Below are 15,063 nucleotides of genomic sequence, written 5' to 3' on the forward strand. Positions count from 1 at the left end.
CATCACTCAATTTCGCTTATCCTGTAGTGACTATGAGTCAAATTACTTCTGCCCAATTGCATACTGACCCCGCCCAATTTCCTGGGGTGGATGTCTATGCGGTCGCCGGTAATCCGATCTCACACAGTAAATCACCTGCTATTCATCAACGATTTTCTGAGCAGTCCAATCAGAAAATGCATTACGGACGTTTACAGCCTGAGCTTGGTAAATTCAAAACCGCTGCGCAAGCTTTCTTTGCTGCTGGTGGCAAGGGTATGAATGTCACCGTGCCATTTAAGTTGGATGCTCAAGCTCTTGCGGATGTATTAACACCGCGTGCGCAGCTCGCTGGAGCTGTAAATACTTTGCGTATTGAAGATGGAAAAATCTTTGGTGATAACACCGATGGTGCTGGCTTAGTCAGAGACCTATTGGCTCAGGGTATTCAGATTCAAGGCTCCCGAATTTTATTGTTGGGAGCGGGTGGCGCTTCTCGCGGAGTGCTTGGCCCTTTGTTAGAGCAATCGCCCAAAGAGCTCATCATTGCCAATCGATCTAAAGCTAAAGCCGATGAATTAGTTCAATTATTTAGTAACTTGGCTGCTTCACTCAATGTTATATTCCACACAGTTTCTTTGGGAGATCTAGAGGATGTTGGTAAGACCACATCTCCTTTTGATCTCATTATTAATGCTACTGCTGCAGGTCTATCTGATGAATCTCCCATTAGCGATGACGCAGCAAGCAATGTATTTACTCCACAGTCTTTTGCCTACGATATGGTCTACGGCAAAGTCACTGCCTTGATGCAGCAAGCATTACACCGCGGTGCACGGGTCAGTGATGGCTTGGGTATGTTGGTAGAACAAGCCGCAGATGCTTTCTTAATTTGGCGTGGCACCCAGCTTACTGATGTGATTGATTCTCGCGCTGTATTGGCAGAACTTCGTAATTCCTAGTTTCTAGCTGAGCTTTGATGCCCTGGCTTTCTTACTTTCTGAAGTGTTTGCTGGGTGGCTTTGTTGCCATGCAAATGTACTTTGTCCTTCAGATTGGATTATGGGCAACGCTTGATCCAAGTAGTACTGCATTTCAGAGGGCTGAACGTTGGCGCCTTTGCGGCCTGTCTTGGTCTTGCCCGGTGCAGTCATCTTGGGTTCCTTACGACAAAATCTCTGGCAATCTCAAACGTGCTGTTTTAGTGAGTGAAGACGATATCTTCTTTCAGCATATGGGTGTACGGGTTGAGGATATGAAAAAAGCTTGGACTAAAAACTCACAACTCAATCAACAGAGTAGTGGTAAATCTAAAACTGCTTTGCGTGGGGGCTCTACGATCACACAGCAACTAGCAAAGAATCTTTTTCTTTCTTCCGAGCAGAATTATTTTCGCAAAGCGCAGGAGCTCATCATTACGGGTTTGTTGGAGGTAATGCTTCCTAAGCAGCGCCTTTATGAAATCTATTTAAATTCAGTGGAGTGGGGCGAGGGCATCTTTGGCGTTGGCGCTGCATCTCAGCATTACTACGGCATTAATCCGGCATCGCTTGATCGCGAACAGGCTGCAGCTTTGGCTTCCGCTTTACCGGCGCCGAAGTGTTTCGATAAATCTCAATACTGTCGCAAGGCTAATATTCATTTCCCTACGCGGCAAGACTTTATTCTGGAAAACATGGATAGGGTTGCTTTAGCACCCACTCAGAAACCAAAAGCGCGCTAGTGTTACTTGGTGCTTGCGGTTCTTAGCGCATCTCTCGTTGCGATGGCGATTTCCCTAGCTGCCTTGGCAAAATCATTTCCTGAGCTTGCGTACAAGATTGCTCTAGAGGAGTTGATCATCATGCCTGCGCCTGGCTGATTGGGTATACCACCAGCTTTAACAGTGGCATCGATATCGCCACCTTGAGCGCCAATGCCGGGGATGAGTAAAGGCATATCACCCACAATCGCTCGCACCTGAGCAATTTCCTCGGGGAAGGTTGCGCCAACCACGAGGCTGATTTGTCCTGAGGTATTCCATTGTTTTGCAGCGAGTTTGGCTACATGCAGGTAAAGGGGTTCACCATCAGGCGACACATTTAAGAACTGAAGGTCAGAGCCCCCAGGGTTTGAGGTGCGACATAAAACAATCACACCCTTACCGGCGTGCTTTAGGTAGGGCTCGATCGTGTCAAAGCCCATGTAAGGGTTCACGGTAACGGCATCCGCACCATAACGTTCAAAGGCTTCTAGGGCGTAGTGGTCAGCCGTACTACCGATGTCACCACGCTTGGAGTCCAAGATGACGGGGATGTGGGGGTATTTATCTTTAAGGTAGCGAGTCAGCTTTTCCAGTTGAGCTTCGGCTCTTTGGGAGGCAAAGTAAGCGAACTGGGGCTTAAAGGAGCAGGCGGTATCCGCAGTGGCATCAGCGATCTCGCGGCAGAACTCAAAAATCCCCTCAGGCTTACCCTGAAATACAGCGGGCAAACGCTTGGGATCTGGATCAAAGCCCACGCACAACATACTGCCTTGGGAAGCCCATGCGGACTGTAGTTGTTGGGTAAAGGTATTTGAGCTAGAGTTCATTGGGATTAAGCTTATTTTAGTCAAACTGTTATATCCATAGGATAAACTAGCGACCATTCCTTAGGAGTTCACCATGATCAACTTGTTCGTCCTGCAAAATGGCCGCCTCTCTCAAGAGCAAGTGGAAGATCGCAATGAATTGTTGCAATACTCCAACCCTATCTGGATCGACGTTGTTGACCCTGAAGAGGAAGAGCTCTTGTGGATTAAAGAGGCTTTTGGCGTTCTTTTGCCTGAATTGGATGATTTAGGTGACTTAGAGGCTTCTGCGCGGTATTTCGAGGCAGATGACGGCCACCTCCATATTCGGACTGATTTCTTGTTGGACGAAGAAGAAACTTCTCGCAACGTACGAGTTGCTTTTGTGATGACCAAGCAAGTCTTGTTCTCCATTCATGACGAAGATTTACCGGTATTCCGCTTGGTGCGTTTGCGTGCCCGTTTGCGTCCAGGTTCAGTCAGTAATGCGAAAGACGTTTTACTTGACCTGTACTCCACTGATGCTGAGTATTCTGCCGATGCCTTAGAAGAGGTTTATGAAAATCTCGAGCTAGCAGGTAAGCGCGTGTTGCAAGATGACATCACCGATAACGATGCGGAAGAAGTACTTGAAACTATTGCCAAGGAAGAGGATACGAACGGGCGTATTCGTCGCAATGTGATGGATACCCGTCGTGCATTATCTTTCTTAATGCGTAGCAAATTATTGTCTGATGAGCAGCAAGAAGAGGCACGTCAGATTTTGCGAGATATTGATTCACTAGAAAACCATACTGCCTTCTTGTTCGATAAGATTAACTTCTTGATGGATGCGACGGTTGGTTTTATTAATTTGAACCAAAGTAAGATCATCAAGATCTTCTCGGTGGTATCAGTCGCCTTAATGCCGCCAACTTTGTTAGCGAGTGTGTGGGGAATGAACTTCCGTTACATGCCTGAACTAGAGCAGACCTGGGGTTATCCAGTTGCCATTATTTCTATGGTGATTTCAGCGATGATTCCATTGGGCTACTTCCGCCACAAGGGCTGGCTAAGCTCACGCTAATCCTGTAGTGCTACCTTGTTAGGCGTTTTTTGGTTTAAGTAATTCCAAAAATTGAGAGAGCGCAAAATCACGCGCTTGTTCTCGCACTACTTGACGATCGCCGTTGAAGCGTTTGGTGAGAGTGACAGTATTAACGACATCATGCCCAACATTTTCTTTAATTGCCCAGCCAAAGCAGACAGTGCCAACCGGCTTTTCTACTGAACCACCTGTTGGACCAGCGATACCAGTAATGGAGATGGCTGCATTGACATTAGCATTGCGTAGCGCCCCCTCGGCCATCGCTTTGGCAACTGGTTCGCTGACTGCGCCAAAAGATTCAAGGGTTTCCGCTGGAACATCTAAGCATTCAGATTTTGCGGCATTGCTATAGGTGATATAGCCTCGCTCAAGCCAATCACTTGAGCCTGCTAAGTCTGTCAGTGTTGCGCAGACAAGGCCGCCAGTGCAGGATTCGGCCAAAGCAATTCTCCAGCCTCGGCCTATTAGAGCTAGGGCAACAGCTCTCGCTAGTTCATGCTGAGGGTCGTTATTATTTTTCATGAGAGATAGCCCAATCCAATCTGCACAAGCGCTATTGTGAGAAGCGTAAAAAATGCAGCAGCGAGATCATCTGCAATGATTCCAAAACCGCGCCATAACACTACGCCAAAACTCGATGGAGAAGCATGATCACCATCCTCTAAATGTTTAAAGTGTCGATCAATCACTCCGATCGGACCGGGTTTTACGGCATCAAAGAATCGAAATAGTGCAAATGCCAAAATCTGCATCCATAAGTTTGCCGGCATGATAAATATCAATACAAGCCAGAAAGCGACCACTTCATCCAGCACAATTCCACCAAAATCTTTTTTCCCTAACTCTTCACTGACTTGTCCACAAATCCAACAACCCAGAAGAATGCTTAGGGCAATGATCCACCACCATGTTACGGTTGATAGAAAGTAATTACCTAATAAGAAAATAGCCCAAGCCCACAGTGTTCCGGCGGTGCCAGGGGCGAATGGTGCCAGGCCACTACCCAAGCCGAACGCCAAGGCTCGGCTTGGTTTGCTAAATACCCAACCCAAGCTGGGGGTCAATGTGGAGGGGCCTGGTGAATTGGTTTGGGTATTCATGCGAAGTGATCAAAAGATTTCAGCAGTAAACCTGCTTGCTGAGAATTTAATTCTTTTCCATCGTTATCGATGATGCGTATCTCGGGTGCTGAGTGTTGCATGGATTTGACGCTACCAATTTGAGTGAGTGGAAGATTCAGCTCGTTACTGATTTTGATGATCGCATCTCTTGTACTGCTTGCCGCAGTAAAGCACAGCTCGTAATCATCCCCACCACTCGCTGCATATTGATTCTGAATAGTGGGCGATTGTTTGCGTAGCGTTGTGGATTTGGGGATTCGCTCTAAAAAGATTTCTGCATCTTTGTTTGATTGTTTGAGGATATGCCTCAGATCACCCAATAGACCATCGGAGACATCCAAAGCAGAATTGGCAATACCTCTCAAGGCAATACCTAAGTTAATTCTAGGGGTGGGTTGATGCATGCGTACTGCAATCGCTTCCAAATCCCCACTTTCTAATTCAATCTCATGACGCAGTGCAGCAAGAGCAAGTCGGGCATCACCAAGGGCTCCTGAAACCCAAATGTCATCACCCTCTAATGCCCCAGACCTATGAATGGCTTTGTCTTTTGGAATACTGCCAAAAGCAGTGATGCAAATATTGAGTGGACCGGCGGTAGTATCGCCACCAATGAGGGGGCAAGAAAATTGATTGGCGATTGCAAATAAACCTTTACTAAAGGCTTCTAACCAGGCTGAATTCGCCTCCGGTAGTGCCAGTGCGAGTGTGAAACCCAGTGGCCTAGCGCCCATAGCGGCTAGGTCTGAGAGGTTGACTGCTAGCGCTTTCCAGCCTAGCCACTCTGGATTGGCATCTGCAAAAAAGTGTCGTCCAGATACCAACATGTCGCTGGTAATGGCAAGCTCCTCAGCAGGGTCGGTTTTTAGTAGGGCGCAATCATCACCAATTCCCAGTTTTATTGAGCCAGGGTTATTGGCAAGCATGAGTTCTGACTGCGTTTGAAAGAAACGCTGAATTAGTTCAAATTCGCCAAGCGAGGGGGTTTGAGATTGCATGCCCTATTTTATGGCTCTTGGGACTCTTCCATCTGAGAGGAATAGAATTAGAGGCTTGAATACGTCCGATTGATGAGTGAACTGATGAGCAAACCAAGCAATAGCAGTAAAGAACAGCAAATAGCAGATTTAAGGGCAGCTGCTCTTCACTATCATGAGTTCCCAACCCCAGGCAAGATTGAAATTGCCCCAACGAAGCAGTTAACCAATCAGCGTGACTTAGCCTTGGCTTACACGCCTGGCGTTGCTGCGCCGTGCGAGGAGATTGTTAAAGATCCCGCCAATGCTTTCAAATACACAGCTCGAGGTAATTTAGTCGGTGTGATCACCAACGGTACGGCAGTATTGGGCCTCGGAAATATCGGACCATTGGCTAGTAAGCCAGTGATGGAAGGTAAAGCAGTTCTCTTTAAGAAATTTGCTGGCATTGATGTTTTTGATATTGAAATCAATGAAAACGATCCAGATAAATTAGTTGAAATCATTGCGGCCCTCGAACCCACCTTTGGTGGTATTAATTTAGAAGACATCAAAGCACCAGATTGTTTTATTGTCGAACGCAAGTTGCAAGCGCGTATGAAGATTCCAGTCTTTCATGATGACCAACATGGAACTGCAATTGTGGTTGCTGCTGCGATTCTGAATGGCTTAAAAGTAGTCGGTAAAGATGTTGCTAATGTGAAATTAGTCACCTCTGGTGCTGGCGCTGCTGCATTAGCTTGTTTGGATTTATTGGTTGACCTTGGTATCCCTCGTAAGAATATTTGGGTTACTGACTTAGTTGGTGTTGCATACAAAGGTCGTCAAGAATTAATGGATCCTGAGAAGGAGCCGTTCTGCCAAGAAACTGATTTGCGCACCTTGGATCAAGTGATTGAAGGCGCTGATATTTTTTTAGGCCTCTCAGCTGGTGGTGTTCTTAAACAATCGATGGTGAAGAAGATGGCTGATAAGCCATTGATTTATGCCTTGGCAAATCCAACCCCAGAGATTCTGCCTGAGGAAGTTAAGGAAGTTCGTCCTGATGCGGTAATGGCAACGGGTCGTACTGATTATCCAAACCAAGTGAATAACGTGCTGTGCTTTCCGTTTATCTTCCGTGGTGCATTAGACGTTGGTGCTACGACCATCACACGTGGCATGGAAGTCGCAGCAGTAAAGGCTGTGGCGGAGTTGGCACGAGCTGAGCAGAGTGAAATAGTGACCTCGGTATACGGTATTGAGAACCTGTCTTTTGGTCCCGAGTATTTAATTCCGAAACCGTTTGACCCACGTCTGATTACCGTCATTGCACCTGCTGTTGCTAAAGCGGCAATGGAGGATGGCGTTGCTCTGCGTCCAATTAAAGACTTCGATGCTTACCGCAATCAGTTGCAACAATTTGTGTACCACTCCGGTACTTTGATGAAGCCATTGTTTAGCATTGCTAAAGGAGTGTCTGCCGCTCAAAAACGTATTGTGTTTGCTGAGGGTGAAGATGAGCGTGTATTGCGTGCAGTACAAATCATCATTGATGAGCATCTGGCTACACCAATTTTGATCGGTCGCCCTGCGGTAATCGAGCACCGCATTGAAAAGTTTGGATTACGTATTAAAGCGGGTGAAGATTTTGAGATTGTGAACCCAGAAAATGATCCACGCTTCCGTGATTTCTGGCAAACCTATTTAGCCTTGACTGAGCGTAAAGGCGTTACCGAATCCTTTGCTAAGCTAGAAATGCGTCGCCGCAATAGCTTGATCGGATCCATCATGATTAGCAAAGGTATGGCTGATGGCATGATCTGTGGAACCGTTGGTAACTTAGCCACCCATTTGAAGTACATCGACGAAGTGGTAGGTCAAGAGCCGGGCGCCAATGTTTATGGTGCCATGTCTGGATTGATTTTGCCGGGTCGCCAAGTCTTCTTGGTAGATACCCATGTGAATATTGATCCAACGGCAGAAGAATTGGCTGAACTCACATTGATGGCTGCAAACGAAATGCGTAAATTAGGCATAGCGCCTAAGGTGGCGCTCTTGTCCCATTCTAATTTTGGTTCTAGCAGCGCCCCATCCGCAGTCAAAATGCGTGATGTGCTGGCTTTGATTCAAAAAGCAGACCCTAGCCTTGAGGTGGATGGTGAAATGCATGGTGATAGCGCTTTGGATGAAACCATTCGCGCCGGTGCGGTTACTTCATCACCATTAAAAGGCGATGCAAATTTGTTGGTTCTGCCAAATATTGATGCTGCCAACATTTCTTATAACTTATTGAAGACTGCTGCTGGTAACGGTATCGCAATCGGACCATTGCTTTTAGGGGTCGCAAAGCCAATTCACATTTTGACGCCAGCAGCTACAGTACGTCGTATCGTCAATTTGACGACTTTGGCGGTAGTTGAAGCAGCAAGTAACGCTAGGGGAGCGGCCTAAGATCTAAGGATGAATTTTTGTTTATGTTAGTTGGTATTAACTAACATAAATAATTACTATATAAATCAATGGTTTATATAAAATGTACTGTAATTGGGCTTGATTTGATGGCGTGTTAAGGGTAATCTAGCATCCATCATGAATAATCGCTCTGAAAACGGCACTACAGTAGGCTTTGACGAACACAGTCGGGCTGAAAATTGGGATAGTAACGATCGACTCGAAACCGAGTCATCTGCTGCCAATATCTATGCTGAGGGCGGTTTATCTCGTTTACAAACCTATGCAGCAAATCAAGTTTCGGGGAAAAAAGTGACAGCTTCTTGGCGTGCCGCTTTGGCCGTTCGCGATGCCGGACCGCCGGCAATGTTGCGCAGTGTGAGCCCTAATATCGTGCAATCTATTCGTGCTTTCCGTACTCCTGACCTTCAGGAGGCAGCTACTGAACTTGGCCAGCATTTCATTTACGCCAATTGTGCAAATGCGATAACTAAAGGTGAGGTTTTAGAGGCGATTGCGATTGCTTACACCTTCACTAAGCAACAAGCTAAGAATTTCGATCCTTTACTGGATACTCTGACTACTACTGTTGATAAGTCAGGCCCCCAGCCAGGCTTCGTAGTGGTACTCGAAGGCTTGCCATGTACACAGAAGTTTGACAAAGAAGCTCGCGAGACCCTGCTTGATGTGTTCCGTGACGCCGTGGACTTCTGGTCTGAGCGCCGCACACCGTATCGCGTGTTCTACTCTTTTGCCTAATCACTCGTTTTAACGATTGAAGCAGTAAGACAGTAAAACAATAACAATCGCCTCTATCTGAGGCGATTTTGCATTTCTGGGTCCCAAATGCTGTGAACAGCAGTAATAGCCACAATTCCAGCAGTCTCAGTTCTCAATACTCGATCACCGAGAGAAACTAGTTGATAACCCGCTGCTTGAGCTTGCGCTTCCTCTTCTGGGGAGTGCCCACCTTCTGGCCCAATCATCAAAATAATATCTTGCGGTGGACTGTCAAGCAAAACTGAATAAAGACTTTTATCAGTATCAGGACTTAAAAGTAGTTTAAGTTTGGCTTTTTGTGGCTTCTGTAGATAACTTGCAAAACTCTGAATAGGTTCTACAGCGGCTAAGACAGTGCGATCACATTGCTCGCAGGCAGCTTGAACAATGCCTTCCCAGTGGAGAAGGCGTTTTTGAGCGCGTTCAGCGTCACTCGAGCGAGTTAATTTGATCACTGAGCGCTCACATTGCAAGGGTGTGATGACCTGAGCACCAGTCTCTATGGCCTTCTCAACCACCCAGTCCATCTTGTCGCCTCCAGCCAGACCTTGCGCCAAGGTAATGGCATAGGGGCTCTCACGATGCGTGTCTTGGCGAATATCGCTCAATTCAGCTTCCCCTGATTTATTGCTCAGTGAGAGGAGCTTGGCCTGGGCAACCAGACCTTTTCCATCAAAGATGGGGAAAAATTCACCAACTTGGATGCGGCGCACGCGCAAGTGATGTGCGAGCTCAGGGGTGAGGGTATTTGGCTTTTGGTTTTCCCATGGGCCGGGAAGATAAAATTGAGGCATTACCGAAATATAGCTAATTAATTTTCTCGAGACCTAATTTACGATGTCAAACCTTCAAATTCGTATGGCAAATGCCATTCGCGCTTTATCCATGGATGCAGTTCAACAAGCCAATTCCGGACACCCTGGAATGCCAATGGGTATGGCTGATATTGCAGTCGGTCTGTGGAATGAACATTTGCAACACAATCCAACCGATCCCCATTGGATGAATCGTGATCGCTTTGTTTTATCTAACGGCCATGGCTCGATGCTGTTGTATTCCTTATTGCATCTCACTGGTTATGACTTACCGATGAGCGAGTTAAAAAACTTCCGTCAGTTGCACAGCAAAACTGCTGGACATCCTGAGTATGGAATTACTCCTGGAGTAGAAACTACTACGGGTCCTTTAGGTCAGGGTATTTCAAACGCGGTTGGCATGGCGCTGGCAGAAAAATTATTAGCAGGGGAATTTAATCGCCCAGGTCACGATATTGTTGATCACTACACCTATGTATTTTTAGGTGATGGTTGTTTGATGGAAGGCATCAGTCATGAAGTGTGTTCATTGGCTGGCACACTTAAACTCAATAAACTCATCGCACTCTGGGATGACAACGGCATCTCGATTGATGGCAAAGTGGTTTCTTGGTTTAACGAAGATACGCCAAAGCGTTTTGAGGCTTACGGCTGGAATGTGATTCGTGATGTTGATGGCCATGACGCAGAAGCGGTATCGAGCGCGATTGCCAAGGCGAAGAAGAGTGATAAGCCAACCTTGATTTGTTGTAAGACTGCGATTGGTCAGGGCTCCCCCAATATGGCCGGTAGTGACAAGGTACATGGCTCACCATTGGGCGCAGCTGAAATCGCTGCAACCCGTGTTGCATTGAACTGGCCTTATGCGCCGTTTGAAATTCCAAACGATATTTACGAAGCTTGGGATTTCAAGAGGCGTGGCCAAGCTGCTGAGCATGAGTGGAATAAAGAATTCCAAGCCTACAAAAATAAATACCCAGAGTTAGCTTCAGAGTTACAGCGCCGTATGCAAGGCGATTTATCCAAAGACTTCTCTAAGACTTTAGATGCTTATTTAAAAACTTGTGAAACCAAAGCAGAAACAATTGCTACTCGTAAGGCCAGTCAAAATGCGATCGAGGCATTGGCGCCAGCTTTGCCGGAGTTCATGGGTGGCTCTGCCGACTTGACAGGTTCCAACTTAACCAACTGGTCTTCATGCAAGGCTGTGCGTGGCGATCAATGGGGTAACCACATTAACTATGGTGTGCGCGAATTTGGTATGAGCGCCATCATGAACGGTATCGCTTTGCATGGTGGCTATATCCCGTTTGGGGGCACCTTCCTAACCTTCTCTGATTACAGCCGGAATGCAATACGCATGGCTGCATTGATGAAGCTGCGTAGTATCTTTGTCTTTACGCATGACTCTATTGGCTTGGGTGAAGACGGCCCAACCCATCAGTCTGTTGAGCATGTAGCGAGCTTGCGCCTCATTCCGAATTTAATGGTGTGGCGTCCATGTGATACCACTGAAAGTGCGGTGGCTTGGGGCTCTGCAATTGAACGTAAGCATGGCCCAAGTGCCTTGATCTTCAGTCGTCAAAACTGCCCATTTGTGCCACGTAATAGTCAGCAAGTAAAAGATATTGCCCGCGGTGGATATGTTTTGCGTGATCCCAAGAAATCTAAGATCAAGGCAGTGATCATTGCTACTGGTTCAGAAATCGCCCTGGCATTGCAAACAGCAGAGCGTTTAGAGGGCGAGGGTTTTGGTATTCGTGTGGTATCGATCCCATCGACGACAGTATTTGATCAACAAGATGCTGCGTACAAAGCAAAAGTATTGCCTGCCGACATTCCACGCATTGCTGTTGAGGCCGGCGTAAGTGATTTCTGGTGGAAGTATGGTTGCGCTGCAGTGCACGGTGTTGATACCTTCGGGGAATCTGCGCCAGCACCTGTGCTGTATGAATACTTTGGTTTAACGGTTGACCAGATTACTAAAACAGTGAAGCAATTTATTGCAAAGCAATAGATAAGATAAGAAACAAAGTATTTATTTAAGAATTCAAAATTAGTAAGGGAAATGGAATGACAATTCGTGTCGCAATTAACGGTTATGGTCGCATTGGTCGTATGGTCTTACGTGCTTTGTATGAAGATCAAGTCAATGGCAAGCCTAGACGTGATATCAAAATTGTTGCAATTAATGCAATGGGTGATATCGACATCAATGCGCACCTGACGCAATATGATTCTGCGCATGGTCGTTTTCCTGCTGAAGTAAAGGTAGACGGTGATTGCATGGTGGTCAATAGCGATCGCATCAAGATGTTCTCTACTCGCAATCCTTTGGAAACTCCTTGGGGTGAGTTGGGTGTGGATTTAGTGCTTGAGTGCTCAGGCAAATTTACTTCCAAAGAAAAAGCCATGGTGCATATTTCTCAGGGCGCAAAGAAGGTATTGATCTCTGCTCCAGGTGAAAAAGATGTAGATGCCACGATTGTTTATGGCGTGAATCAACAAGTTTTGAAGCCAAGCGATGTTGTTGTCTCCAACGCAAGCTGCACAACGAACTGTCTTGCCCCATTGGTTAAGCCACTGCTAGAAAAAATTGGTATCGAGTCTGGTTTGATGACTACGATTCATGCGTTCACCAATGATCAGGTTCTGACTGATGTGTATCACAAGGATATGCGCCGGGCGCGTTCTGCTGTAACCAGCATGATTCCAACCAAGACAGGTGCTGCAAAAGCGGTTGGCTTGGTATTGCCGGCTTTAGCAGGGCGCTTTGATGGTTTTGCAATGCGCGTACCCGTCATTAACGTTTCTGTTGTGGATTTAACATTTGCTGCCAGCCGCCCTACCAGCCTGGATGAAGTCAATTCCATCCTCAAAACAGCTAGTGAGGGCGAGTTGAAGGGTATTTTGGGTTTCAATACCCTGCCTTTGGTATCCATCGACTTCAACCACGATCCGCGCCCCAGTATTTACGATGCTTCCCAGACTCGCGTTTCAGCTGATGGTAAGTTGGTCAAAGTATTGGCTTGGTATGACAACGAGTGGGGTTATTCAGTCCAAATGCTCAATGCTGCCCAAGCATTGATGGCTGTAAAGTAAGTAGTTAAGTGGGTTTTTAAGGCTAAAAGTTCTTAAAATCTTGCTTTACATGAAAAAAAGACCTCAATTGAGGTCTTTTTTCGTTATTTGCTCTTATTTTCCTGAATTAGGACTTTAGCTTATTGCGGCAATTCTTCTTTTGGCAGTGGCCATACATGGCTAAAGAGTGCTCCTGGAGCTTGAAACCGAGGTTTTTAGCAATATCGCGCTGCCTTTTTTCAATGGCCTCATCCACAAACTCCTCAACGTGACCGCAATCGAGGCAGACCAGGTGGTCATGGTGCTGACCCTCATTCAGTTCATAGATAGCCCTACCATCCCCTTTGCTGGACTCAAAATGACTACGGAGCAATAGTCCTGCTTGCTCAAACTGGGTGAGCACCCGATATACCGTGGCTAGACCAATTTCTTTGTCATCTTTGGCCAAGGCCATAAAGACGTCTTCGGCGCTAAAGTGCGTGCCACCATTTTGATGAAAAAAGTCCAAGATTTTCATGCGTGGACCGGTTGCCTTAAGGCCAATGTCGCGTAAATCTGCTGGAGTCGAGTTTTGGTTCATATTCAGGGTTTGGGAGCTAAAATCAATGTCTTAATGATACGGCCTGCCATGCAAAATTGCCTTCAACTTTTTACTCGTCTAATGAACTCCATTTTTGGAGTTTTTGACCTCGCCCGGATGGTGTTAGTTATTGCTACAGTGAGTTCGGTAATGATCACCACTGGTTGCACCAGCGCTGTCGACGACACCCAACGTGCCTGGATGAATAAAGTCTTTAGACCTTATGTTCCGGATGTGGTGCAGGGCAACTTTATTTCGAGTGAGCAATACGCTAAGTTACAAGTCGGTCAGAGTCGTGAGCAGGTGCGTCAAATTCTGGGAACACCTTTGTTGGCTAGTTATTTCCATGCCAATCGCTGGGACTACGTTTTTGAATTCAAGCGTGCCGGTCAGGTGATGGGTAAAGAGCGTCGCGTAACGGTATTTTTTGAAGGCGATAAGTTGGTCAAATTCCAGGGTGATGCCTTGCCAACCGATGTTGAGTTGGTTGCCGAGATTGATGGCTATGCAAAAACCAAACGCTCATTCTGGGATGTCATGACTGGATCGAACAAGCCTCCAGTAACTCCACCTTTGCAGCAGCCAGAGTTGCTGGTTCCCAGCCCAACTAATAATTTGCCCGCCGGGGCTACAGTGCCTGCTGCTCCTGCTAGCAGTTCATTTTGGGACTTTTTTAGCTTTTCAAAAAAATCGCCAGATGCTCAGCCGGTGCCTCAACAGTTAGGCCCTGGTGCACTCAACGTCCCGCAGGCTAGTGAAGTTAAATAAAGATAAAGTTGTGTTGATGTCGAGTGAAGTTTTTCGGCAACCTTGAATAAGAAACGAAGATACAAATGATGAAAATCGCAATCGCTGGTGCAACAGGCCGCATGGGAAAAATGTTGATCGAGACTGTGCTCAATTGCACGGATGCTGAGCTTGTTGGTGCGCTAGAGCATGAGTCTTGCCCTTTGCTTGGTGAAGATGCTGGTGCATTCTTGGGTAAAAAAACTGGCGTAGTCATTACATCGGATATTACGAAGGCTTTAAGTGGCGCTGAGTTTTTGATTGACTTCACTCGTCCCGAGGGCACCATGGCTCACTTGGCCGTGGCGCAAAAGACGAACACCAAAATGATTATCGGTACTACCGGCCTGAGCTCAGAACAAATTGATAGTCTTAAGAAAGCTTCCGTCAATTTGGCAATCATATTTGCTCCAAATATGAGTGTGGGTGTCAATGTGACATTTAAGTTGCTAGAGATTGCCGCAAAGATGTTGAATGAAGGTTACGACATTGAAATCGTTGAAGCCCATCACCGTCATAAAGTGGATGCGCCATCTGGTACCGCCCTCAGAATGGGCGAGGTGATTGCGGATGCGCTTGGTGAGAAATTGGACGATGTTGCGGTATACGCACGCGAAGGTCATACCGGTGAGCGCAAAGCGGGCTCGATTGGTTTTGCCACTATCCGTGGTGGAGATATTGTGGGTGATCACACTGTCTTATTTGCGGGCGAGGGTGAGCGTATTGAGATTAGCCATAAGTCTTCTAGTCGTCAGTCTTATGCACAAGGTTCGTTGCGCGCTGCACGCTTCTTGCAGGGTCAGAGTTCCGGCCTTTATGACATGCAAGATGTGCTTGGCCTGCGTAAGTGAATTTTCAGTAAAACAGAATAGAA

General features: G+C 46.7%; 15 protein-coding genes. 9 read left to right on the forward strand and 6 right to left on the reverse strand.

Annotated features, from left to right (window positions below; genetic code table 11):
- Positions 1–32: 32 nt before the first annotated feature.
- On the forward strand, positions 33–941 hold the full coding sequence (gene aroE / locus FD977_RS01130; protein WP_215305761.1) for a shikimate dehydrogenase: 909 nt from the start codon (positions 33–35) through the stop codon (positions 939–941).
- A gap of 17 nt (positions 942–958) precedes the next feature.
- Positions 959–1,702, forward strand: a complete 744-nt coding sequence (gene mtgA / locus FD977_RS01135) for a monofunctional biosynthetic peptidoglycan transglycosylase (RefSeq protein ID WP_215305762.1) — start codon at positions 959–961, stop codon at positions 1,700–1,702.
- A gap of 2 nt (positions 1,703–1,704) precedes the next feature.
- Here mtgA and pyrF read toward each other — a convergent pair whose 3' ends face one another.
- The gene (gene pyrF, locus FD977_RS01140; protein ID WP_215305763.1) at positions 1,705–2,550 is read right to left on the reverse strand and encodes an orotidine-5'-phosphate decarboxylase; all 846 of its coding nucleotides are present in this window, start codon (positions 2,548–2,550) and stop codon (positions 1,705–1,707) included.
- 73 nt (positions 2,551–2,623) lie between these two features.
- Between pyrF and corA the strand changes: the two genes are divergently transcribed.
- On the forward strand, positions 2,624–3,595 hold the full coding sequence (gene corA, locus FD977_RS01145) for a magnesium/cobalt transporter CorA (RefSeq protein ID WP_215305764.1): 972 nt from the start codon (positions 2,624–2,626) through the stop codon (positions 3,593–3,595).
- 18 nt (positions 3,596–3,613) lie between these two features.
- On the opposite strand, the gene FD977_RS01150 is transcribed toward corA, so the two are convergent.
- Genes FD977_RS01150 through thiL form a run of 3 tightly spaced genes read right to left on the reverse strand, consistent with a single transcriptional unit; the run spans position 3,614 to position 5,735 of the window.
- On the reverse strand, positions 3,614–4,138 hold the full coding sequence (locus FD977_RS01150; protein ID WP_215305765.1) for a CinA family protein: 525 nt from the start codon (positions 4,136–4,138) through the stop codon (positions 3,614–3,616).
- Positions 4,135–4,716: a phosphatidylglycerophosphatase A gene (locus FD977_RS01155; RefSeq protein ID WP_215305766.1), complete on the reverse strand. Its 582-nt coding sequence runs from the start codon at positions 4,714–4,716 to the stop codon at positions 4,135–4,137. The genes FD977_RS01150 and FD977_RS01155 overlap by 4 nt, the downstream gene beginning before the upstream one ends.
- Positions 4,713–5,735, reverse strand: a complete 1,023-nt coding sequence (gene thiL / locus FD977_RS01160) for a thiamine-phosphate kinase (RefSeq protein WP_215305767.1) — start codon at positions 5,733–5,735, stop codon at positions 4,713–4,715. Before thiL ends, FD977_RS01155 begins: the two co-directional genes overlap by 4 nt.
- A 72-nt stretch (positions 5,736–5,807) precedes the next feature.
- Here thiL and FD977_RS01165 point away from each other — a divergent pair, with 72 nt between their 5' ends.
- Both FD977_RS01165 and FD977_RS01170 read left to right on the forward strand, forming a co-directional pair.
- A complete protein-coding gene (locus FD977_RS01165; RefSeq protein WP_251369508.1) occupies positions 5,808–8,147 on the forward strand; it encodes an NADP-dependent malic enzyme in 2,340 nt (779 codons plus the stop codon).
- A 138-nt stretch (positions 8,148–8,285) separates the two neighbouring features.
- A complete protein-coding gene (locus FD977_RS01170) occupies positions 8,286–8,906 on the forward strand; it encodes a barstar family protein (RefSeq protein WP_215305768.1) in 621 nt (206 codons plus the stop codon).
- A gap of 53 nt (positions 8,907–8,959) precedes the next feature.
- Here the strand turns inward: FD977_RS01170 and FD977_RS01175 are convergent, their stop codons facing one another.
- Positions 8,960–9,721: a 16S rRNA (uracil(1498)-N(3))-methyltransferase gene (locus FD977_RS01175; protein ID WP_215305769.1), complete on the reverse strand. Its 762-nt coding sequence runs from the start codon at positions 9,719–9,721 to the stop codon at positions 8,960–8,962.
- Between the two features lie 43 nt (positions 9,722–9,764).
- Here FD977_RS01175 and tkt point away from each other — a divergent pair, with 43 nt between their 5' ends.
- Positions 9,765–11,759 carry a transketolase gene (gene tkt, locus FD977_RS01180; protein WP_215305770.1) on the forward strand — a complete coding sequence of 665 codons (1,995 nt, stop codon included), beginning with the start codon at positions 9,765–9,767 and terminating at the stop codon, positions 11,757–11,759.
- Positions 11,760–11,815: 56 nt separating this feature from the next.
- Positions 11,816–12,844: a type I glyceraldehyde-3-phosphate dehydrogenase gene (gene gap, locus FD977_RS01185; RefSeq protein WP_215305771.1), complete on the forward strand. Its 1,029-nt coding sequence runs from the start codon at positions 11,816–11,818 to the stop codon at positions 12,842–12,844.
- A 106-nt stretch (positions 12,845–12,950) separates the two neighbouring features.
- Here the strand turns inward: gap and fur are convergent, their stop codons facing one another.
- Positions 12,951–13,403 (reverse strand): ferric iron uptake transcriptional regulator, encoded by a 453-nt coding sequence (gene fur / locus FD977_RS01190; RefSeq protein ID WP_215305772.1) that lies wholly within the window; start codon positions 13,401–13,403, stop codon positions 12,951–12,953.
- Positions 13,404–13,484: 81 nt separating this feature from the next.
- Between fur and FD977_RS01195 the strand changes: the two genes are divergently transcribed.
- Both FD977_RS01195 and dapB read left to right on the forward strand, forming a co-directional pair.
- Entirely contained in the window at positions 13,485–14,171 is a 687-nt protein-coding gene (locus FD977_RS01195) for an outer membrane protein assembly factor BamE (RefSeq protein WP_215305773.1), read from the forward strand.
- Between the two features lie 68 nt (positions 14,172–14,239).
- The gene (gene dapB, locus FD977_RS01200) at positions 14,240–15,040 is read left to right on the forward strand and encodes a 4-hydroxy-tetrahydrodipicolinate reductase (RefSeq protein WP_215306995.1); all 801 of its coding nucleotides are present in this window, start codon (positions 14,240–14,242) and stop codon (positions 15,038–15,040) included.
- Positions 15,041–15,063 lie beyond the last annotated feature (23 nt).

Origin of the sequence: Polynucleobacter sp. AP-Elch-400A-B2, assembly GCF_018688355.1 — a bacterium.
Taxonomy (GTDB): domain Bacteria; phylum Pseudomonadota; class Gammaproteobacteria; order Burkholderiales; family Burkholderiaceae; genus Polynucleobacter.